Origin of the sequence: Streptomyces sp. NPDC090127, from assembly GCF_044746945.1 — a bacterium.
In the GTDB taxonomy this organism is placed as follows: domain Bacteria; phylum Actinomycetota; class Actinomycetes; order Streptomycetales; family Streptomycetaceae; genus Streptomyces.
In genome coordinates, this window is sequence record NZ_JBIVDE010000005.1 from 301,178 (window position 1) to 321,125 (window position 19,948).

Here is a 19,948-nt window from a genome sequence, read left to right on the forward strand (position 1 = left end):
GACAGCACGACATCGGGGGAGGACGTCCCATGGGCGAGATCCGGACAGCGGTACCGGGACAGCGAGACACGGACGGCGGGCGCGTACCGCACGTGCCCGGGTTCGCCCGGCGAGCCGCCGGAGGAGTCACCGACTCCCCGAAGAAGAAGGGCAAGGCCCTGCGGCAGCGCGTCCCGCGCACCGCCCACGACACCCTCGCCCTCGCCGCCGACCGACCCGACACCGTCCGCGCCGTCGAGGAGTCCAACCGCGACCGCGTGCCGGAACTGGCACCCATGCGCGTCGGACGCATGGCCGCGAGCCCCTTCGCGTTCCTGCGCGGCTCCGCCGGGCTCATGGCCCACGACCTGGCCGGCTCCCCCGTCACCGGCATCGCCGCCCAGCTCTGCGGCGACGCGCACGCCGCCAACTTCGGCCTCTACGGAGACGCCCGCGGCAACCTCGTCATCGACCTCAACGACTTCGACGAGACCGTCGTCGGCCCCTGGGAATGGGACCTCAAGCGACTGGCCTCCTCCCTGGTCCTCGCCGGACGCGAAACGGGCGCGGACGAGGACACCTGCCGCGCCGCCGCGTTCGACACCGTCGGCGCCTACCGCCGGACCATGCGCCTGCTGGCCAAGCTCCCCGCGCTCGACGCATGGAACGCCATAGCCGACGAGGAGCTCGTCTCCCACACCGACGCCCGCGACCTGGTCGGCACCCTCGAACGCGTCTCGGCCAAGGCCCGGAACAACACCAGCGCGCGCTTCGCCGCCAGGTCGACCGAGGCCGCCAGCGACGGCGAAGGACGCCGGTTCGTGGACGCGCCGCCCGTCCTGCGCCGCGTCCCCGACGAGGAAGCTGCGGCCGTCGCCACCGCGCTCGGCCCCTACCTGGAGACCGTCTCGGAGGACCGGCTGCCGCTCCTCGCCCGGTATGCCGTCCACGACGTCGCCTTCCGCGTCGTCGGCACCGGCAGCGTCGGCACCCGCTCGTACGTGGTGCTGCTGCTCGACCACCGCGGCGAGGCGCTCGTCCTCCAGGTGAAGGAGGCACGGCCCTCCGCGCTGCTCCCCCACCTCCCGGCCGTCGGCTTCACCACCCCGGACGCGGGGCACGAAGGACGGCGCGTGGTGCTCGGCCAGAAGCGGATGCAGGTCGTCAGCGACATCCTGCTCGGCTGGACCACCGTCGACGGGCGCCCGTTCCAGGTGCGCCAGTTCCGCAACCGCAAGGGCAGCGTCGACCCGGCCGCGCTCACCCCCGACCAGCTCGACGACTACGGCCGCATGACCGGCGCACTACTGGCCCGCGCCCACGCCCACAGCGCCGACCCGCGCTTCATAGCGGGCTACTGCGGCAAGAACGAGGAGCTCGACGAGGCCATCGCGTCCTTCGCCGTCGCCTACGCCGACCGCACCACGGCCGACCACACCGACCTGGTCACGGCGATACGCGACGGCCGGATAGCGGCCGACCTCGGAGTGTGACGACCTCGGCTGCCCCGGATCCAGCAGGGCCGGGGTGCCACGGTCTGTGGGTCTGTGGGGCTTGAGGAATCGGGGGGCGGGGCGGGGGAGGGAGGGGGGAGGGGCCCCCGGGGATCGTAGGCTGGTGGGGTGACGGACCGGAGCGAGGACGTGGGCGTGGACCAGGACGTGGACCCGGGCGCAGGCGAGGGTACGGGCGAGGACACCGGTACCGGCGCGGGTGAGGGCGCCGGTACGGGCGAAGCCGCCGGCACGGGTGTGGGTGCGGGTGAGGGCACCGTCGGCGCCGGTGCGGGTACGAGCCCCGGTGTGGGTGGGGCTGAGCGGCCTGAGGCCCGGTTGGAGAAGGCCGTCGGGGTGGCCGAGCAGGCGCTGATCGAGTTCGAGATCGCGGTGGAGACCTTCCGTGTCGAGGTCGACAACTTCTCCCGGCTGCACCACCAGAAGCTCGGCCCGATGTATGCGCGGCTCGACGAGCTGGACGCGTTGATCGCCGAGGCGCGCGCCGCCCGGACCGGGGATCCCGAGGATCTGCGACGGGCGCAGGAGGCGCGGGCCGTCGTCATGCCGATGCCCGGTGTCGAGGAGCTCTTCCACGACTGGATCGACTCGGACGGGCTCTCCCCCGAGGCCGCGGCGATGCTGACCGAGCAGCCCGTGCAGCCGCCGAAGCGGGTCCGGCCCGGCGAGGAGGCCCGCAAGCTGTATCGCGAGCTGGCCCGGCAGGCCCACCCCGACCTGGCGCGCGAGGAGGACGAGCGCGCGCGGCGCGAGGAGTTCATCACCCGGGTGAACGCGGCCTACGCGCGCGGTGACGTCACGCTGTTGCGCGAGCTGTCCGCCGAGTGGGCCGCCGGTCCCGTGCCGGAGCCGGAGCGGCTCAGCGAGAGCGAGGAGCTGTACGCGCGGCTGGAGTGGCTCTCGCAGCGCAAGGAGCTCCTGACGCTGGTCGCTCGGGAGCTGGAGGAGAGCGCGATCGGCGCCATGCTGCGGATGGCGCCCGACGACCCCGATCGGCTCCTGGAGGAGATCGCCGAGCAGCTGCTCGCGCAGGTCTCCGAGCGGGAGGCCGAGCTTGCCGCGCTGATGCGGCAGGTGCAGTAGGTTTCCACCGAGCTCGATCCCTTCGAGCCGTACGTACGAGAGAAGGCCTGTCCCATGAACTTCGCCCCGCTCCCCTCGGTGGACGTGGCTTCCGTGCCGGCCGACGCCTTGGTGCTGGACGTCCGTGAGGACGACGAGTGGGCGGCCGGGCACGCCGACGGTGCGCTGCACGTGCCGATGAGTGACTTCGTGGGCCGGTTCGGTGAGGTGACCGAGGCCGTGGCCGACGGGCGTCGGGCGTTCGTCATGTGCCGGGTGGGTGGCCGGTCGGCTCAGGTCACGCAGTATCTGGTGCAGCAGGGGATCGACGCGGTGAACGTCGACGGCGGCATGATCGCCTGGGACGCGGCCGGTCGGCCGGTGGTGACGGAGGCCGGGGCTCCGGGCTTCGTGGCCTGATCCGTTCGCGGCTCGGGGCGCGGTTCCGGGTGGGGTCAGCCGAGGGGGTGGGCGGCCAGGAGGTCGCCGAGGGCCTCTTCGTGGGCGGCCGCCGGTCCGAGGGCGAGTTCGAGCTGTTTGGCCCAGGCGTGGTAGCGGTGCAGCGGGTAGTCGGTGTCGGCGCCGAAGCCGCCGTGGAGGTGCTGGGCGGTCTGCACCACGCGGCGGACGCCTTCCGAGGCCCAGATCTTGGCGACGGCGACGTCCGCGGCGGGCGGCAGGGGGCCGCCTGCTCCGCTGCTGATGCGCCAGGCGGCCTGCCAGAGGGTGACTTCCATGGCGCGCAGGTCGATGTAGCGGTCGGCGGCTTGGACGGCGACGGCCTGGAAGGTGGCCACGGGGTGGCCGAACTGTTCGCGTGTGCCGGTGTAGTGGCTCGTCATGGTGAGGACGTTCTCGCCGAGGCCGAGGGCGAGGGCGCAGGTGCCGGTGGCGAGGACGCCGCGGAGCCAGTCCCAGGCGCCGTCGGTGTCGATGACGTCGGCGCTGTCGAGGCGTACGGAGTCCAGGTGTAGTTCGGCGAGGAGTTCGCCGCTGGTGGAGAACTGTGCGGCGAGGGTGAGACCGGGCCGGCTGCGGGGGACGAGGGCGAGGACGGTCCGTCCTTCGCCGGTGTGCGCGGGGACGGCGATCCTGTCCGCTCCGTGGGCCCAGGGGACGGCGGTCTGGAGGCCGTCGAGGATCCAGTCGGTGCCGTCGCGGCGGGCGGTGACGGCGAGTTCGGCGGGGTCGTGGCCGGTGTGGCCGTTGGAGGCGGCGGTGAGGACGAGTTCGCCGCGGCCCACGCGGGGGAGGAGTGCGGCGGCGGTGCGCGGGTCGGCGTACCGTTCGACGGCCATCGCGACCGCGCTGGTCTCCAGGAGGGGGACGCGGGCGAGGACGCGGGCGGATTCGCGCAGGACGAGGCAGAGGGCGGTGGTGTCGAGGCCTGCGCCGCCGTGTTCGGGGGCGAGTACGAGGCTGAGCAGGTCGGCGTCGGCGAGGCGGGACCAGAGCGGGCGGTCGAAGTCGTCGGCGACGGCTCCGGGGGTGAGCGCGGGGCTCGGTACGGCGTCGGGGGCGACGCCGGAGAAGACCGCCTTGGCCGCCTCGACGGCAGCCTGCTGTTCCTCGGTGAAGGTGAAGTCCACGGCCATGCCCTCCCGTTGCCCTGCCTGACGGATCGTCAAGATAGAACAGGTTCTAGGGGAAGGGAATGGGTGCGCGGGGTCGGTCAGCGGTCGAAGTCCAGCTCCACGTCGGGGGTGGCCGGGTGGGACTGGCAGGCCAGGACGTATCCGGCTTCGGTCTCTTCCGGTTCCAGCGCGAAGTTCCGGTCCATGCGGACCTCGCCGCCGACGAGGAAGGCGCGGCAGGTGCCGCACACGCCGCCCTTGCAGGCGTAGGGGGCGTCGGCGCGGGCGCGCAACACCGTTTCGAGGAGCGTTTCGCCTTCCTGGACGGGCCAGTTGCCGGAGCGGCCGTGCAGGGTGGCCGTCAGCGTGGCGTGGACGGGTGCGGTGGTGGTGGGGGCCGGGGCCGGGGCGGAGCCGTCGTCGACGTGGAAGATCTCCTGGTGGATCCGGGAGCGGTCGACGCCGAGTCCGCGCAGGGCGCGTTCGGTCGCTGTGACGAGGCCGAAGGGGCCGCAGAGGAACCAGCCGTCGATGTCCTCGACGGGCAGGAGCGCGGGGAGCAGGCCGGTCAGCCGCTCCTGGTCGAGGCGTCCGGAGGGGAGGCCTGCCTGCTGTTCCTCGCGGGAGAGGACGGTGACGAGCTGGAAGCGCTCAGGGAAGCGGTCCTTGAGGTCGGCGACCTCGTCGAGGAACATCGTGGACGAGGCGGTGCGGTCGCTGCGGACGAGACAGAAGCGGGCGTCCGGCTCCTGGGCGAGGAGGGTGGCGGCCATCGACAGGACCGGGGTGATGCCGCTGCCGCCGACGACGGCGGCGAAGTGGCCGGGTCGGGGTGTGAGGGTGAAGCGGCCCATGGGTTCCATGACCTCGACGGTGTCGCCGACGGCCAGTTCCTTCAGGGCGTAGGTGGAGAACTCTCCGCCGTCGACGAGCCGGATGCCCACGCGCAGGACGGGGTCCTCGCCGGTGGGCGCGGCGGGTGCGCAGATCGAGTACGTACGGCGGATCTCCTCGCCGTCCCGTGCGGTGCGGCGCAGGGCGAGGTGCTGGCCGGGGGTGTGGCGGTAGGCGTCGCGCAGCTCGGCGGGGACGGCGAAGGTGACGGCCACCGAGTCGTCCGTGAGCTGCTCGACCTCACTCACCCGGAGCGGGTGGAACCCGGTTCGGCCGGCGCCTGAGGACACCATCTACAACTCCTTGAAGTGGTCGAACGGTTCGCGGCAGGCCGTGCAGCGGCGCAGCGCCTTGCAGGCGGTGGAGGAGAACCGGCTGAGCAGTTCGGTCTCGGTGGAGCCGCAGTGGGGGCAGCGGATGGCCAGGGTGAGGGGGACGGGGCCGCCGGCCGGGCCCTGGGGGCGGGGCGGGGCGATGCCGAACTCGGCGAGCTTGCGCCGTCCTTCGTCGCTGATGTCGTCGGTGGACCAGGCGGGGGCGAGGACGGTGACGACGGAGACCTCGGGGATGCCGTGCTCGTGCAGGGCGTGCTCGATGTCGGAGGACATGGCCTCGATGGCGGGGCAGCCGGTGTACGTCGGGGTCAGTTCGACCTCGACGCGGCCGGGGCCGAGGACCTGGACGCCGCGCAGGACTCCGAGCTCGCCGAGGGTGAGCACGGGCAGCTCGGGGTCGGGGACGGCGCCGGCGATCCGGCTCAGCTCCTGCTCCAGGTCGGTCATGGTGGTCACCATGTCGCCCCCGGGTGGCTGCGGTGCAGGTGCTGCATCTCGGCGAGCATCCGTCCGAAGGGCTCGGTGTGCAGGCCCTGCCGGCCGGCTCCCGCCCGCCAGCCGCCGGTGTGGGGGCCGCTCGGGACGGTGAGGGTGGCCTTGTCGAGGACGGCGGTGACGGATTCGAGCCAGGCGGTCCGCAGGGTCTCGTGGTCGACGTCGAGGCCCTCGACGGGCTGGAACAGTTCGCCGGTGAAGCGCCAGAGGGCGTCGCAGGCGCGCTGCATGCGGTCGTGGCTCTCGGGGGTGCCGTCGCCGAGGCGGAGGGTCCAGTGTTCGGCGTGGTCCTGGTGGTAGGCGACTTCCTTGACGGCCTTGGCCGCGAGCCCGCTCAGCGGGCCGTCCCCGGCCGCCAGTTGGGTGTGCAGGAGCCGCTGGTAGGTGGAGAAGTAGAGCTGGCGGGCGATGGTGTGGGCGAAGTCGCCGTTGGGCTGTTCGACGAGCTGGGTGTTGCGGAAGGCGCGTTCCTCGCGGAGGTAGGCCAGCTCGTCCTCGTCCCCGACGAGGGAGAGCAGGACGCGTGCCTGGCCGAGCAGGTCGAGCGCGATGTTCGCGAGGGCGACCTCCTCCTCCAGGACGGGGGCGTGGCCCGCCCACTCCCCCAGCCGGTGGGAGAGCACCAGGGCGTCGTCACCGAGGGCCAGGGCGGCTTCGGCGATCACGGCGGTGCCGGCCGTGCCGGCGGAGACAGGCATGGTGCCGATGGATACGGCCGTGTCGGTGGCGGCGGTCGTGCCGTGGGGCCGGGTCACAGGTGCTTCACCCCCTCGGGGATCTCGTAGAAGGTCGGGTGGCGGTAGGGCTTGTCCGCCGACGGGTCGAAGAAGGGGTCCTTCTCGTCGGGCGAGGAGGCGGTGATCGCGGTGGAGGGCACCACCCAGATCGAGATGCCTTCGTTGCGGCGTGTGTACAGGTCCCGGGCGTTGCGCAGGGCCATCTCGGCGTCCGGTGCGTGCAGGCTGCCGGCGTGGGTGTGGGACAGTCCGCGGCGCGAGCGCACGAACACCTCCCACAGGGGCCATCCATCGGTGGTCATGCCCGTGCCTCCCCGTGCTTTCCGGCGTATGCCGCCGCTGCTTCTCTGACCCAGGCCCCGTCCTCGTGGGCCCGGCGCCGCTGGTCCAGCCGCTGCTCGTTGCAGGGGCCGTTGCCCTTGAGGACGTCCTGGAACTCGGCCCAGTCGAGGGGGCCGAAGTCGTAGTGCCCGCGCTCCTCGTTCCACCGCAGCTCCGGGTCGGGGAGGGTGAGTCCGAGGGCCTCGGCCTGGGGGACGGCGATGTCCACGAACCGCTGGCGCAGTTCGTCGTTGGAGTGGCGCTTGATCTTCCAGGCCATGGACTGGGCGGAGTGCGCCGACGCGTCGTCGGGCGGGCCGAACATCATCAGCGAGGGCCACCACCAGCGGTTCACCGCGTCCTGGGCCATGGCGTGCTGGGCCTCGGTGCCCCGGGAGAGGGCGAGGAGCGCTTCGTACCCCTGGCGCTGGTGGAAGGACTCCTCCTTGCAGACGCGGACCATCGCGCGGGCGTACGGGCCGTAGGAGCAGCGGCAGAGCGGGACCTGGTTCGTAATGGCGGCGCCGTCCACGAGCCAACCGATCGCGCCGACGTCGGCCCAGGTCAGCGTCGGGTAGTTGAAGATCGAGGAGTACTTCTGGCGGCCGGAGTGGAGCTTGTCGAGAAGCTCGTCGCGGCTGGTGCCGAGGGTCTCCGCCGCGCTGTACAGATACAGCCCGTGGCCGGCCTCGTCCTGGACCTTGGCCATGAGGATGGCCTTGCGGCGCAGCGAGGGCGCGCGGGTGATCCAGTTGGCCTCCGGCTGCATGCCGATGATCTCGGAGTGGGCGTGCTGGGCCATCTGGCGGACGAGGGAGGCCCGGTAGGCGTCCGGCATCCAGTCGCGAGGCTCGATGCGCTCGTCGGCGGCGACGGCGGCGTCGAACACCGCCTCGTAGGCCGCCCGCTCCGCTGCCTCGGCCGCAGCCGTGGCCGCGTCCGGCGTGCCGTGCGCGGCGCCCCGCGCGTCCTGTGCGTCCGCGGTCACTGCGGTCGCTGCCGTCCCTGCGGTCATCGGACCCCCTACCGACCGATCGTTCGGTTGAATGACTTCAATGGTCGGTCGGCGGCCCGTATGGTGTCAACCCTGTGGATGACCGAGGGTGGACGGATCGGGATCGGGGCGGGATGGAAGCGCAGGTCGACGCGGGCGCACACGAGAAGCAGCCGGCGCCGGGACCGGGGCCGTCCGGGGGACGCGGGCAGGGCGCCGGGATCGCCTCGCTCTCGCTTCCGTACCAGGTCGTCGCGGCGGTCGCGCTCGCCGCTGTCGCGGTCTTCGCCTGTGTCCACCTCGCGATGGTGTTCCTCCACGTCGCGCCCTCGAACACGCTGACCAAGCAGCACGGCGCGGCGGTCGACGAGTGGATCTATCCCGAGTTCGAGCAGAACTGGAAGCTCTTCGCCCCCAACCCGCTCCAGCAGAACGTCGCGGTCCAGGCCCGCGCCGAGGTCGCCGGGGCTCCCGGCGCCCCGCGCACCACCGGCTGGATCGATCTGACCGCGCAGGACGCGGAGGCGATCCGGGGCAGCCTCGTGCCCAGCCACAGCGAACAGAACGCGCTCCGCAGGGCATGGGACTTCTACGTGAACACCCACACCGACGACCACCGGCCCAACGGTCTGCGCGGCCGGCTCTCCGAGGAGTACATCCGCCGGATCGTCCTGCTCCGCCTCGACGGGCAGAACCTCGGCGGCACGGTGGAGCGGATCCAGATCCGCTCGATCACCCGCCCCGTTCCCGCCCCGGCGTGGAGCACCGAGAAGAGGGACACGGACCCCGTCCGCACGGAGCTGCCGTGGTGGAAGGTGAGCGTCGCCGATCTGCCGGGCGGGGCCCGGGACGACCGCACGGAGGCCGGCCGATGAACCGATCGTCCACACCCGGCGCCGGGCACGCCCTCCCCGACTCCCCCGAGCCCTTCGACCGGCGGCTCGCGCGAGGCGTCCAGCGGGTCACGGCGGCGGCTCTCGGCCCGTACCAGACGGCGATCGTCCGCATCGGCTTCGCGCTCACCTGGCTGCTCTTCCTGCTGCGCGAGCTGCCCCACCGGCACGAGCTCTACGGCCCCGACGGCCCCTGGGCGTGGGGGATGGGCCGCCGGCTGATCGCCCAGAACGACGCGTTCACGGTGCTCATGTGGTCCGACAGCGCGATCTGGTTCGAGACCGTCTACGCGCTCGCCCTGCTCTCCGCCCTCCTGCTGCTCCTCGGCTGGCGCACCCGCGCCATGTCGGTGGTCTTCATGGTCGGCGTGCTGTCCCTGCAGAATCGCTCCGTCTTCGTGGGGGACGGCGGGGACAACGTCATCCACCTCGCCGCGATCTACCTCGTCCTGACCCGCTGCGGTCAGGTCTGGTCCCTCGACGCCCGCCGGGCCCGGCGGCCGGACGCCCGCGAGGCCGCCGCCCGCCAGGACGGCCCTGAGAGCGGCGGCGAGGCGCGGGGAGATCTCGTCGGGCCGCTGCTGTGGACGGTGCTCGGCGGCTTCCTGCTCGCCGCCACGTACTACTCCGACACCAACGGCACGACCTGGCTGCTGGTACTGCTGTGGGTGCTCTGGCTCGGCAACGCGCTGTGGTGGGTGGTGTGCCGCTACGCCCCGGGCGAACCGCGCACCCTCCTCGACGTCCTCGCCAACCTCACGCACAACGCCGCCCTCGTCGTGATCATGGCCGAGGTCTGTCTGATCTACGCGACGGCCGGCTGGTACAAGATCCAGGGCTCCCGCTGGCAGGACGGCACCGCGCTCTACTACCCGCTCCAGCTGGACTACTTCTCGCCCTGGCCGCTCCTCTCCGACCTGCTCGGATCCAGCGGCGTGATGGTGATGGTGCTGACCTACGGCACCGTGCTGATCCAGGTCGCCTTCCCCTTCGCCCTGTTCAACCGCAAGGTCAAGAACGTGCTGCTGGTGGCGATGATGCTGGAGCACGCCGGCATCGCCGTGCTGCTCGGGCTCCCGCTCTTCTCGCTGGCGATGATCTCCGCGGACGCGGTGTTCCTGCCGACCGCGTTCCTGGTGTGGCTGGGCACCCGGGCCGGGCGCGGCAGGGACCGACTGCTGTCCCGGCCGCGCGGCGGGGTGCCCGACCAGCGCCGTACGGACGAGGAGGCCGCCCCCCGTACCCTCGTGGGGTGAGCACCGCTGAACAGTCCGAGCCGATCCAGTACGACGAGGGGTACGCCCCCGAGGTCGGCGTGGGGCCGCATCCGCTGCCCTGGCCGGACGGCGAGCGCTACGACCCGGAGCTGCTGGCCGGCGGGGACCGGCGCAACGTCGTCGACCGCTACCGCTACTGGACGCGGGAGGCGATCGTCGCCGACCTGGACACCCGGCGGCACGACTTCCACGTCGCGGTGGAGAACTGGGGCCACGACTTCAACATCGGGTCGGTCGTGCGGACCGCCAACGCCTTTCTGGCGAAGGAGATCCACATCGTCGGGCGGCGCCGCTGGAACCGGCGCGGCGCGATGGTCACCGACCGCTACCAGCACGTGCGCCACCACCCCGACACCGAGTCGCTGACGGCGTGGGCGGCCGCCGAGGGCGTACCGATCATCGGCATCGACAACCTGCCGGGCGCGGTGCCGCTGGAGCGGACCGTCCTGCCGCGTCGCTGTGTGCTGCTCTTCGGCCAGGAGGGCCCGGGCCTCACGGAGGAGGCCCGGAACCACGCGGAGATGGTCTGCTCGATCGCCCAGTTCGGTTCGACCCGTTCGATCAACGCCGGGGCGGCCGCCGCGGTCGCGATGCACGCGTGGGTGCAGCGGTACGCGGAGATCACCCCGGGCGCGTGATCCGACCGGATCACGCCTGGCGGCGGACCTCCACCACACGGAAGCGGTTGGCGACGAACGCTCCGTCGCACAGCGCCGCGTTCGCCGCCGGGTTCCCGCCGGAGCCGTGGAAGTCGGAGAACGCCGCCGTCTGGTTGACGTACACCCCGCCCGTCAGATTCAGCGAGAGCTGGGCCGACTCCTCCAGGCAGACCTCCTCGACGGCGCGCTCGGTGTCGGGGGACGTGGTGTACGCCCCGACCGTCATCGCGCCCTTCTCGCGGACCGTGCGCCGCAGCAGCTCCAGCGCGTCGGCCGTCGAGTCGACGGAGACGGCGAAGGAGACCGGGCCGAAGCACTCCGAGAAGTAGGCGGCGTCCGTGTCGGCCCCGTCCCAGTGCTTCCGGGAGCCGTCCAGCTTGACGATGACCGGTGTACGGACGACAGCGTCCGGGAAGTCCGGGTTCGCCACCTCGCGGGAGGGCAGGGCCACCTCGCCGAGGCCTGCGGCGGCCTCCAGACGCGCCTTCACGTCCGGGTTGACCAGGGCGCCCAGCAGCGCGTTCGCCCGCGCGTCGTCGCCGAGGAGGCCGCCGACGGCCGACGCCAGGTCGGTGACGACCTCGTCGTACGACTTGGGGCCCGCGTCGGTGGTGATGCCGTCACGGGGGATCAGCAGGTTCTGCGGGGTGGTGCACATCTGGCCGCTGTACAGCGAGAGGGAGAACGCCAGGTTGGACAGCATTCCCTTGTAGTCGTCGGTGGAGTCGACGACGACCGTGTTGACGCCGGCCTTCTCCGTGTAGACCTGCGCCTGGCGTGCGTTGGCCTCCAGCCAGTCGCCGAAGGCGGTGGAGCCGGTGTAGTCGATGATCCGGACCTCGGGGCGGACGGCCAGGGTCTTGGCGATGCCCTCGCCACGCCGCTCGACGGCCAGCGCGACCAGGTTCGGGTCGAAACCGGCCTCGGCGAGGACCTCGCGGGCGACGCGGACGGTGAGCGCCAGCGGCAGGACGGCGCGGGGGTGCGGCTTGACCAGGACGGGGTTGCCGGTGGCGAGGGAGGCGAAGAGGCCCGGGTAGCCGTTCCAGGTCGGGAAGGTGTTGCAGCCGATGACGAGGGCGATGCCGCGCGCGACGGGGGTGAACGCCTTGGTCAGCTCCAGCGGGTCCCGCTTGCCCTGCGGCTTGGACCAGTCGGCGCCGCCGGGGGTGCGGGTCTGCTCCGCGTAGGCGTACGCCACGGCCTCCAGGCCGCGGTCCTGGGCGTGCGGGCCGCCGGCCTGGAACGCCATCATGAAGGCCTGGCCGCTGGTGTGCATGACGGCGTGCGCGAACTCGTGCGTGCGGGCGGAGATGCGGGCGAGGATCTCCACACAGACCAGGGCACGGGTCTCGGCGCCCGCGTCGCGCCAGGCGCCCATGCCGGCCCGCATCGCGGGCAGCAGGACGTCGATGTCGGCGTGCGGGTACTCGATGCCGAGCGCCGGGCCGTAGGGCGAGGTCTCCTCGCCGGTCCAGCCGTCCGTGCCGGGCTGGTCCAGCTCGAAGCGGGTGTTCAGCAGGGCCTTGTACGCCTCGAGACCGGCGGCGGCGTCCAGCGAGCCGTTCTCGCCGTAGGCCTTGGGGTGCTCGGGGTGCGGCGACCAGTAGGCACGGGTGCGGATGGTGTCGAGAGCCTGGTCGAGTGTGGACCGGTGCTTCTCGGCCAGAGCGTCGGTGGTCAGCTGAGCGGCGGCCATGGCGGGACCAACTCCTCGTCGAGCTAGATCGGTTCGGCGCGTGCGGCACTGCGCGTGGTCCTCCGCGACGGCTGGTCGTGGAAGACGGGTGGGCAGGGACGAGCGGACAGAGTTAGAGTAACCGAACGATCGGTCGGGACAAGGGGGTCTGTCGAAGCTGTGGACAACCCATCGGGGAGGATCAGTCGTATGACCGCCAATGTGAGCGACTCCGCGCCGGACGCCGCCCCGGCCACGGCGCCGGATCCCGGCACCGACGCCCTCGACCGGAGCCGTACCGTCGCCGTCGTGGGCACCGGGACCATGGGCCAGGGAATCGCCCAGGTCGCGCTCGTCGCCGGACACCCCGTACGGCTCTACGACAGCGCTCCCGGCCGCGCCGAAGAGGCCGTGACCGCCCTCGTCGCCCGGCTGGACCGGCTGGTCGAGAAGGGACGTCTCGACGGGGCCGCGCGCGACGCCGCCGTGGGCCGGCTGCACGCCGCGGCCGAGCTGACGGAGCTGGCCGACGCGGCGCTGGTCGTCGAGGCGATCGTCGAGCACCTCCCGGTCAAGCAGCAGCTGTTCGCCGACCTGGAGAAGATCGTCGGCGACGACACCCTCCTCGCCACCAACACCTCCTCCCTCTCCGTCACCGCGATCGCGGGAGGGCTGCGGCTGCCCGGACGGTTCGTCGGGCTGCACTTCTTCAACCCGGCGCCGCTGCTGCCGCTCGTCGAGGTCGTCAGCGGCTTCGCCACCGACGCATCGGCCGCCACGCGCGCGTACGCGACCGCCAAGAGCTGGGGCAAGACGCCGGTGCGCTGCGCCGACACCCCCGGCTTCATCGTCAACCGGATCGCCCGGCCCTTCTACGCGGAGGCGTTTCGCGTGTACGAGGAGGGCGCGGCCGACCCCGCCACCATCGACGCGGCCCTGCGCGAGAGCGGCGGCTTCCGGATGGGCCCCTTCGAGCTGACCGACCTCATCGGCCAGGACGTCAACGAGGCCGTCACCCGGTCCGTCTGGGACTCCTTCTTCCAGGACCCCAAGTTCACCCCGTCGCTCGCCCAGCGCCGCCTCGTCGAGTCGGCGCGGCTCGGCCGCAAGTCCGGGCACGGCTGGTTCCCGTACGGGGAAGGCGCGCCGGCCCCCGCACCGCACACCGCACCGCTCGCCACGCCGCCGGCCTCGGTCACGGTCCAGGGGGACCTGTACCAGGCGCAGGCGCTGGTGGGGCTCTTCGAGGCGTCCGGGATCGCCGTCGAGCGCGCCGACGACGCGGTGCCCGGCTACCCGGGCTGGCTCGAGCTGCCCAGTGGTACCCGGCTCTTCCTCGCCGACGGCACCGCCGCCGACGACGCCGAGATGCCGGTGATCCACATCGACCTGGCGCTGGACTTCGCCACCTGCGAGCGGATCGTCCTCGCGCCCGCGGCGACCGTCGAGGACGCCTCCCTCCAGGAGGCGATCGGTCTCTTCCAGGCCGCGGGCAAGAGGGTCAGCGTCATCCGGGACGTCCCCGGCATGATCGTCGCCCGGACGGTCGCGATGCTCGCCGACTTCGCGTACGACGCCGCCACGCGCGCGGTGGCGGACGCCGACGACGTCGACACCGCGATGCGGCTCGGCGTGAACTATCCGCGCGGTCCCCTCGCCTGGGCCGAGGAGCTGGGCCCGGGCTGGGTCCTGGAGACCCTTCTCCACCTCCACGAGGAGTACCCGACGGGCCGCTACGCGCCCTCGCAGGCCCTGCGCCGCCGCGTCGCCGCGGAGCAGGCGGCCGCAGACCGGCGTGACATGGACGCGGCCGGCGAGGGGGCGACGGCGTGACGACCGCGAAGCGCGACACCTACACCCCGGAGACGCTGCTCTCCGTCGCCGTCGGGGTCTTCAACGAGCGCGGCTACGACGGCACCTCGATGGAGCACCTCTCCAAGGCCGCGGGGATCTCCAAGTCCTCGATCTACCACCACGTCGCGGGCAAGGAGGAGCTGCTGCGGCGCGCGGTGAGCCGCGCGCTCGACGGGCTCTTCGGGATCCTCGACGAGCAGGGCGCCGGGCGTGGGCGGGCCATCGAGCGGGTCGAGTACGTGACCCGGCGCACCGTCGAGGTGCTGATGGCCGAGCTGCCGTACGTGACGCTGCTGCTGCGGGTCCGCGGGAACACGGACACCGAGCGCTGGGCCATGGAGCGGCGCCGCGAGTTCGACCACAGGGTGGCCGATCTGCTGAAGGCGGCCGTGGCCGAGGGGGACCTGCGGGCCGACGTGGACATCAAGCTCGCCACCCGGCTGCTCTTCGGCATGATCAACTCGTTGGTGGAGTGGTACCGGCCGCTGCCGGGCGCCCACGCCGAGCGGGAGCAGCTCGCCGACACCGTCGTCCACCTCGCCTTCGACGGGCTGCGGACGGCCCGCTGAGACCCGTTCGGCGGTGTCTGTGGGCGCGGATGGGCGCCTACAGGCTCGCCCGGGCCGTCAGGGGCCGGCGCTCGGGTTGTCAGGGGGCCCTCCGCCTGTGCCGTCAGGGGAGCCGCCCGGGCAGCCAGGGGGCCGCCGCCCGGGCAGCCAGGGGGCCGCCGCCCGGGCAGCCAGGGGGCCGCCGCCCGGGCAGCCAGGGGGCCGCCGCCCGGGCTGTCAGGGCCCGCCCGGGCCGGTCAGTGGTCCGGGTCGAGGTCCGTCTCCTCGAAGACCAGCAGCGTGCGCGTGGAGAGCACCTCCGGGATGGACTGGAGCTTGGTCAACACCAGTTCGCGCAGCGTCCGGTTGTCCGGCGTGTGCACCAGCAGGAGCACGTCGAAGTCCCCGCTGACCAGGGCGATGTGCGCGGCTCCGGGCAGCGCCTGGAGCTGCTCGCGCACAGTCCGCCAGGAGTTCTGGACGATCTTGAGCGTGATGTACGCCGAGGCGCCCTGGCCCGCGCGCTCGTGGTTGACCCGGGCGCTGAAGCCGCGGATCACGCCGTCGTCGATCAGCCGGTTGATCCGCGCGTAGGCGTTGGCGCGGGAGACGTGCACCCGTTCGGCCACGGAGCGTATCGACGCGCGACCGTCCGTCTGCAGGATGCGCAGGATGTCCCGGTCGATCGCGTCGAGCGGGCGGGCCGGCGGGCCCTGCGGCACACCGGCCGGGCTCTGGGCCAGGGTCTGCTCCCAGCCGTCGGCCATTTGTTCATCCGCCATGTCCCCCCACCTCTCATCCATGGACGACATGCCTCCATCCCAGGCTGTGGAGAACCGATTGTCCACAGGCTGAGGGCGCCTGTAGCCAAAATGGATCCACGACCGAACAATCGGTAGGTGAGGCGCACCACATTCGCGCCACCCGCCTTCGGGTCTTGTGCCCGCTCCCACGAGGAGGTGGACTCGTTGCAACAGCGCAGTTCGACAGTCCAAGAGCCGCCCGGTGCTTCGACCGCCTACCGGCCCACCCCGCCCCCGGCGTGGAAGCCGCGCACCGACCCCGCCCCGCTGCTGCCCGACGCCGAGCCCTTCCGGGTCCTCGGCACGGACGCGGCGGCCGACACCGACCCCGAGCTGCTGCGGCGGCTGTACGCGGAGCTGGTCCGCGGCCGCCGGTACAACGCGCAGGCCACGGCGCTCACCAAGCAGGGCCGGCTGGCGGTCTACCCGTCGACCACCGGGCAGGAGGCCGCCGAGGTCGCGGCCGCGCTGTCCCTGGAGGAGCGGGACTGGCTCTTCCCCTCGTACCGCGACACCCTCGCGGCCGTCGCCCGCGGCCTGGACCCGGTGCAGGCGCTGACGCTGCTGCGCGGCGACTGGCACACCGGCTACGACCCGCGCGAGCACCGCGTGGCCCCGCTGTCCACCCCTCTCGCCACCCAGCTGCCGCACGCGGTGGGCCTCGCGCACGCGGCCCGTCTCAAGGGCGACGACGTGGTCGCTCTCGCCATGGTCGGTGACGGCGGCACCAGCGAGGGCGACTTCCACGAGGCGCTGAACTTCGCGGCCGTCTGGCAGGCCCCCGTGGTCTTCCTCGTGCAGAACAACGGCTTCGCGATCTCCGTGCCCCTCGCCAAGCAGACCGCGGCCCCCTCGCTGGCCCACAAGGCCGTCGGCTACGGCATGCCGGGCCGGCTCGTCGACGGCAACGACGCCGTCGCCGTCCACCAGGTGCTGACCGAGGCCGTGACCCGTGCGCGGCGGGGCGGCGGACCGACGCTGGTCGAGGCCGTCACGTACCGGATCGACGCCCACACCAACGCCGACGACGCGACCCGCTACCGCGGGGACAGCGAGGTCGAGGCCTGGCGGGCGCACGACCCGATCCTGCTCCTGGAGCGGGAGCTGACGGAGCGTGGCCTGCTCGACGAGGACGGCAGGCGGGCGGCGGCCGAGGCCGCCGAGACGATGGCGGCGCAGCTGCGCGAGCGGATGAACGCCGAGCCGGTCCTGGATCCGATGGATCTGTTCGCGCACGTCTACGCCGAGCAGACGGCACAACTGCGCGAGCAGGCCGCGCAGCTGCGGGCCGAGCTCGACGCCGAGAGCGAGGCGTGATGACCACCGCGCAGAAGACGGCGGCCAAGGCGGTCGCCGCCAAGCCCGCCACCATGGCGCAGGCGCTCCAGCGGGCGATGCGCGACGCGATGGCCGAGGACCCGACGGTCCACGTCATGGGGGAGGACGTCGGCACGCTCGGCGGCGTCTTCCGGGTCACCGACGGGCTCGCCAAGGAGTTCGGCGAGGACCGCTGCACGGACACCCCGCTGGCCGAGGCCGGCATCCTCGGGACGGCCGTCGGCATGGCGATGTACGGGCTGCGGCCGGTCGTCGAGATGCAGTTCGACGCCTTCGCCTATCCCGCGTTCGAGCAGCTGATCAGCCATGTCTCCCGGATGCGGAACCGCACGCGCGGCGCGATGCCGATGCCGCTGGTGATCCGTGTGCCGTACGGCGGTGGCATCGGCGGTGTGGAGCACCACAGCGACTCCTCCGAGGCGTACTACATGGCGACCCCCGGGCTCCATGTCGTGACCCCGGCCACGGTCGAGGACGCCTACGGGCTGCTGCGGGCGGCGATCGCCTCCGACGACCCGGTCGTCTTCCTGGAGCCCAAGCGGCTCTACTGGTCGAAGGCCGACTGGCGGCCCGAGGCGCCGACGCCGGTGGAGCCGATCGGCAAGGCCGTGGTGCGGCGCGCCGGGCGCAGCGCGACGCTGATCACGTACGGGCCGTCCGTGCCGGTCTGCCTGGAGGCGGCGGAGGCCGCGCGGGCCGAGGGCTGGGACCTGGAGGTGGTCGATCTGCGCTCGCTGGTGCCGTTCGACGAGGAGACGGTCTGCGCGTCGGTGCGGCGCACCGGGCGCGCCGTCGTCGTGCACGAGTCGGCCGGGTTCGGCGGGCCGGGCGGGGAGATCGCGGCGCGGGTGAGCGAGCGCTGTTTCCACCATCTGGAGGCGCCGGTCCTCCGGGTCGCCGGCTTCGACATCCCGTACCCGCCGCCGATGCTGGAGCGGCACCACCTGCCGGGCGTGGACCGGATCCTCGACGCGGTGGCGCGGTTGCAGTGGGAGGCGGGGAACTGATGGCACAGGTGCTCGAGTTCAAGCTGCCCGACCTCGGCGAGGGGCTCACCGAGGCGGAGATCGTGCGCTGGCTGGTGAACGTGGGCGATGTCGTCGCCATCGACCAGCCGGTGGTGGAGGTGGAGACCGCCAAGGCGATGGTGGAGGTGCCGTGCCCGTACGGGGGTGTGGTGACCGCCCGCTTCGGCGAGGAGGGCACGGAACTGCCGGTCGGAGCGCCGCTGCTGACGGTCGCGGTCGGCGGTACGTCGGGGACGTCGGGTGCCTCAGGTTCGGCGGGGGCGGTGACGGGGTCTGCGGACCCCGAGGCGGCCGAGTCCTCGGAGTACTCCGGCAACGTGCTCGTCGGGTACGGCACGGCCGGACCGGCGGCCAGGCGTCGCCGGGTGCGGCGCGAGAGCCCGGCGTCGGCTTCGGCTGCGGTGCCGGCCTCGGTCGCGGCGCAGGCTTCGGCTGCGGTGCCGGCTTCTGCGGCGGTCCCGGTTCCGGCTTCGGTTCCGGTTCCGGCTTCGGTTCCGGCTCCGGTGGTTTCTGAGGGGCCCGTGCCGGTGATCTCGCCTCTCGTGCGGAAGTTGGCGCGGGACAAGGGGCTCGACCTGCGGGAGGTACGGGGATCGGGCCCGGACGGGCTGATCCTGCGGGCCGACGTGGAGTCCGCCCTGGCCGCCGCCGGGACCGCCGCCGCGGGTCCGGCTCCGGCCGTCGTGGCCGACGGGACGGCTGTGGCCGGAGGTGAGCGGGTGCCGCTGCGCGGCGTCCGTGGGGCCGTCGCCGACAAGCTTTCCCGCAGCCGTACGGAGATCCCGGACGCGACCTGCTGGGTGGACGCCGACGCGACCGAACTCATGGCGGCGCGGGCCGCGATGAACGCCGCAGGTGGCCCGAAGGTCTCGCTGCTCGCGCTGCTCGCCCGGATCTGCACCCATGCGCTCGCCCGCCACCCGGAGCTCAACTCCACGGTCGACACGGCCGCGCGGGAGATCGTCCGCCTGCCTGCCGTGCACCTCGGGTTCGCGGCGCAGACCGAGCGCGGTCTGGTCGTTCCGGTGGTCCGGGACGCGGGCACGCGGACGGTGGAGTCGCTGACGGAGGAGTTCGCGCGGCTGACGGAGTCGGCGCGGCAGGGGAAGCTGACGCCGGGGGACCTGACCGGTGGGACGTTCACGCTGAACAACTACGGGGTGTTCGGGGTGGACGGCTCCACGCCGATCATCAACCATCCGGAGGCGGCGATGCTCGGCGTGGGCCGGATCATCCCCAAGCCGTGGGTCCACGAAGGTGAACTGGCGGTCCGCCAGGTCGTCCAGCTGTCGCTGACCTTCGACCACCGGGTCTGCGACGGAGGCACGGCGGGCGGCTTCCTCCGTTACGTGGCCGACTGCGTCGAACACCCGGCGATCCTCCTCCGCACGCTCTGACGGGCGGGGCGGCGGGCGCCCGGCGCCCCGCCCGTCAGCCGGGGGCGCTTCCGCTGCCGAGCCCGGCCGCGCGCCCACCCCGGCAGGGCTCGGCGCTTGCGCTCTGGCCCGCAGGGGCCCCGGCCGCCGGGCCCTGAACGCCCGGCGGCCGTGTCGGCCGGCCCGGGTCGGCGCGCACCGGGGTTCGGTGAGCTGGCTGCGAGGTCGGCGCCCACGGGGGGCGGTGAGCTGGCTGCCGAATCGCGGCGCCTACCGGGGGGTCGGTGAGCCGCCTGCCGAGGTCGGGGCCCACCGGGGGTCGGTGAGCCGCCTGCCGAGGTCGGCGCCTACCGGGGGTCGGTGAGCTGGCTGCCGCGGTCCGTGCCTCAGTGCCGCGTGCCGGGCACGCCTGTTGCGCCCGGCAGGCGGCTCCAACCGTCGCCTGACCGTCCAGTGGCTGCCGTGTCCTGGTCGGCGTCACCGGGCTTCTCTGTGGGCAGGCGTCCAGCCCCCTTTCGCGCCCGCTGGCTACGGATCGTCTCCTTCCCTGAGACGGCTGGGGGTTCTGGGGGTGGGGGCGGCTCATACT

19 protein-coding genes are annotated in these 19,948 nt (G+C 72.9%); 11 read left to right on the forward strand and 8 right to left on the reverse strand.

All coding sequences use genetic code 11. The features are described 5' to 3' along the window. Positions 1-29: 29 nt before the first annotated feature. The 3 genes from ACIPPS_RS20270 (at position 30) to ACIPPS_RS20280 (ending at position 2,975) form a co-directional block, all read left to right on the forward strand. Positions 30-1,472, forward strand: a complete 1,443-nt coding sequence (locus ACIPPS_RS20270) for a DUF2252 domain-containing protein (RefSeq protein ID WP_401433767.1) — start codon at positions 30-32, stop codon at positions 1,470-1,472. A 309-nt stretch (positions 1,473-1,781) separates the two neighbouring features. Further along, on the forward strand, positions 1,782-2,576 hold the full coding sequence (locus tag ACIPPS_RS20275; protein WP_401434630.1) for a hypothetical protein: 795 nt from the start codon (positions 1,782-1,784) through the stop codon (positions 2,574-2,576). A 54-nt stretch (positions 2,577-2,630) separates the two neighbouring features. Beyond that, a complete protein-coding gene (locus tag ACIPPS_RS20280) occupies positions 2,631-2,975 on the forward strand; it encodes a rhodanese-like domain-containing protein (RefSeq protein WP_401433770.1) in 345 nt (114 codons plus the stop codon). A gap of 35 nt (positions 2,976-3,010) precedes the next feature. Here ACIPPS_RS20280 and ACIPPS_RS20285 read toward each other — a convergent pair whose 3' ends face one another. The 6 genes from ACIPPS_RS20285 to paaA all read right to left on the reverse strand — a co-directional run bounded on the left by ACIPPS_RS20285 (position 3,011) and on the right by paaA (position 7,926). Then, on the reverse strand, positions 3,011-4,144 hold the full coding sequence (locus ACIPPS_RS20285) for an acyl-CoA dehydrogenase family protein (RefSeq protein WP_401434633.1): 1,134 nt from the start codon (positions 4,142-4,144) through the stop codon (positions 3,011-3,013). Positions 4,145-4,227: 83 nt separating this feature from the next. Beyond that, a complete protein-coding gene (locus ACIPPS_RS20290) occupies positions 4,228-5,316 on the reverse strand; it encodes a 2Fe-2S iron-sulfur cluster-binding protein (protein ID WP_401433772.1) in 1,089 nt (362 codons plus the stop codon). Beyond that, complete coding sequence (paaD, locus tag ACIPPS_RS20295) at positions 5,317-5,817, reverse strand: 1,2-phenylacetyl-CoA epoxidase subunit PaaD (RefSeq protein ID WP_401433775.1); 501 nt, start codon at positions 5,815-5,817, stop codon at positions 5,317-5,319. Then, on the reverse strand, positions 5,811-6,551 hold the full coding sequence (gene paaC / locus ACIPPS_RS20300) for a 1,2-phenylacetyl-CoA epoxidase subunit PaaC (RefSeq protein WP_401434636.1): 741 nt from the start codon (positions 6,549-6,551) through the stop codon (positions 5,811-5,813). Before paaC ends, paaD begins: the two co-directional genes overlap by 7 nt. A gap of 53 nt (positions 6,552-6,604) precedes the next feature. Next, positions 6,605-6,892 carry a 1,2-phenylacetyl-CoA epoxidase subunit PaaB gene (gene paaB, locus ACIPPS_RS20305; RefSeq protein WP_401433778.1) on the reverse strand — a complete coding sequence of 96 codons (288 nt, stop codon included), beginning with the start codon at positions 6,890-6,892 and terminating at the stop codon, positions 6,605-6,607. After that, positions 6,889-7,926 (reverse strand): 1,2-phenylacetyl-CoA epoxidase subunit PaaA, encoded by a 1,038-nt coding sequence (paaA, locus tag ACIPPS_RS20310; RefSeq protein ID WP_401433782.1) that lies wholly within the window; start codon positions 7,924-7,926, stop codon positions 6,889-6,891. Before paaA ends, paaB begins: the two co-directional genes overlap by 4 nt. Positions 7,927-8,039: 113 nt before the next feature. Between paaA and ACIPPS_RS20315 the strand changes: the two genes are divergently transcribed. From ACIPPS_RS20315 to ACIPPS_RS20325, 3 genes are read left to right on the forward strand one after another with little or no spacing between them, the layout of a single operon-like run. Further along, complete coding sequence (locus tag ACIPPS_RS20315) at positions 8,040-8,780, forward strand: DUF5819 family protein (protein WP_401433784.1); 741 nt, start codon at positions 8,040-8,042, stop codon at positions 8,778-8,780. Next, positions 8,777-10,054: an HTTM domain-containing protein gene (locus tag ACIPPS_RS20320; protein ID WP_401433786.1), complete on the forward strand. Its 1,278-nt coding sequence runs from the start codon at positions 8,777-8,779 to the stop codon at positions 10,052-10,054. Before ACIPPS_RS20315 ends, ACIPPS_RS20320 begins: the two co-directional genes overlap by 4 nt. Then, positions 10,051-10,713, forward strand: a complete 663-nt coding sequence (locus ACIPPS_RS20325; protein ID WP_401433789.1) for a TrmH family RNA methyltransferase — start codon at positions 10,051-10,053, stop codon at positions 10,711-10,713. Before ACIPPS_RS20320 ends, ACIPPS_RS20325 begins: the two co-directional genes overlap by 4 nt. Positions 10,714-10,723: 10 nt before the next feature. On the opposite strand, the gene paaN is transcribed toward ACIPPS_RS20325, so the two are convergent. Next, positions 10,724-12,433: a phenylacetic acid degradation protein PaaN gene (paaN, locus tag ACIPPS_RS20330; protein WP_401433791.1), complete on the reverse strand. Its 1,710-nt coding sequence runs from the start codon at positions 12,431-12,433 to the stop codon at positions 10,724-10,726. A 189-nt stretch (positions 12,434-12,622) separates the two neighbouring features. Between paaN and ACIPPS_RS20335 the strand changes: the two genes are divergently transcribed. Then, positions 12,623-14,245, forward strand: coding sequence for a 3-hydroxyacyl-CoA dehydrogenase (locus tag ACIPPS_RS20335; protein ID WP_401433793.1), 1,623 nt, complete (start codon positions 12,623-12,625; stop codon positions 14,243-14,245). After that, a complete protein-coding gene (locus ACIPPS_RS20340; protein ID WP_401433796.1) occupies positions 14,242-14,835 on the forward strand; it encodes a TetR/AcrR family transcriptional regulator in 594 nt (197 codons plus the stop codon). Before ACIPPS_RS20335 ends, ACIPPS_RS20340 begins: the two co-directional genes overlap by 4 nt. Before the next feature lie 236 nt (positions 14,836-15,071). Here the strand turns inward: ACIPPS_RS20340 and ACIPPS_RS20345 are convergent, their stop codons facing one another. Then, positions 15,072-15,581 (reverse strand): Lrp/AsnC family transcriptional regulator, encoded by a 510-nt coding sequence (locus ACIPPS_RS20345; RefSeq protein ID WP_401434638.1) that lies wholly within the window; start codon positions 15,579-15,581, stop codon positions 15,072-15,074. Positions 15,582-15,773: 192 nt separating this feature from the next. On the opposite strand from ACIPPS_RS20345, the gene pdhA reads away from it, so the two are divergent. Genes pdhA through ACIPPS_RS20360 form a run of 3 tightly spaced genes read left to right on the forward strand, consistent with a single transcriptional unit; the run spans position 15,774 to position 19,380 of the window. Continuing rightward, positions 15,774-16,934: a pyruvate dehydrogenase (acetyl-transferring) E1 component subunit alpha gene (gene pdhA, locus ACIPPS_RS20350; protein ID WP_401433799.1), complete on the forward strand. Its 1,161-nt coding sequence runs from the start codon at positions 15,774-15,776 to the stop codon at positions 16,932-16,934. Beyond that, a complete protein-coding gene (locus tag ACIPPS_RS20355; protein ID WP_401433802.1) occupies positions 16,934-17,962 on the forward strand; it encodes an alpha-ketoacid dehydrogenase subunit beta in 1,029 nt (342 codons plus the stop codon). The genes pdhA and ACIPPS_RS20355 overlap by 1 nt, the downstream gene beginning before the upstream one ends. Further along, positions 17,962-19,380: a dihydrolipoamide acetyltransferase family protein gene (locus ACIPPS_RS20360; protein ID WP_401433804.1), complete on the forward strand. Its 1,419-nt coding sequence runs from the start codon at positions 17,962-17,964 to the stop codon at positions 19,378-19,380. Before ACIPPS_RS20355 ends, ACIPPS_RS20360 begins: the two co-directional genes overlap by 1 nt. Positions 19,381-19,948 lie beyond the last annotated feature (568 nt).

Bases quoted from the DNA above. Each gene is read 5' to 3' on its own strand.
- paaC (WP_401434636.1), bottom strand. From the start codon at position 6,551: ATGCCTGTCTCCGCCGGCACGGCCGGCACCGCCGTGATCGCCGAAGCC.
- ACIPPS_RS20315 (WP_401433784.1), top strand. From the start codon at position 8,040: ATGGAAGCGCAGGTCGACGCGGGCGCACACGAGAAGCAGCCGGCGCCG.
- ACIPPS_RS20290 (WP_401433772.1), bottom strand. From the start codon at position 5,316: ATGGTGTCCTCAGGCGCCGGCCGAACCGGGTTCCACCCGCTCCGGGTG.
- ACIPPS_RS20270 (WP_401433767.1), top strand. From the start codon at position 30: ATGGGCGAGATCCGGACAGCGGTACCGGGACAGCGAGACACGGACGGC.
- ACIPPS_RS20280 (WP_401433770.1), top strand. From the start codon at position 2,631: ATGAACTTCGCCCCGCTCCCCTCGGTGGACGTGGCTTCCGTGCCGGCC.
- ACIPPS_RS20320 (WP_401433786.1), top strand. From the start codon at position 8,777: ATGAACCGATCGTCCACACCCGGCGCCGGGCACGCCCTCCCCGACTCC.
- paaB (WP_401433778.1), bottom strand. From the start codon at position 6,892: ATGACCACCGATGGATGGCCCCTGTGGGAGGTGTTCGTGCGCTCGCGC.
- ACIPPS_RS20360 (WP_401433804.1), top strand. From the start codon at position 17,962: ATGGCACAGGTGCTCGAGTTCAAGCTGCCCGACCTCGGCGAGGGGCTC.
- paaN (WP_401433791.1), bottom strand. From the start codon at position 12,433: ATGGCCGCCGCTCAGCTGACCACCGACGCTCTGGCCGAGAAGCACCGG.
- ACIPPS_RS20355 (WP_401433802.1), top strand. From the start codon at position 16,934: ATGACCACCGCGCAGAAGACGGCGGCCAAGGCGGTCGCCGCCAAGCCC.
- paaD (WP_401433775.1), bottom strand. From the start codon at position 5,817: ATGGTGACCACCATGACCGACCTGGAGCAGGAGCTGAGCCGGATCGCC.
- ACIPPS_RS20335 (WP_401433793.1), top strand. From the start codon at position 12,623: ATGACCGCCAATGTGAGCGACTCCGCGCCGGACGCCGCCCCGGCCACG.
- paaA (WP_401433782.1), bottom strand. From the start codon at position 7,926: ATGACCGCAGGGACGGCAGCGACCGCAGTGACCGCGGACGCACAGGAC.
- ACIPPS_RS20345 (WP_401434638.1), bottom strand. From the start codon at position 15,581: ATGGCCGACGGCTGGGAGCAGACCCTGGCCCAGAGCCCGGCCGGTGTG.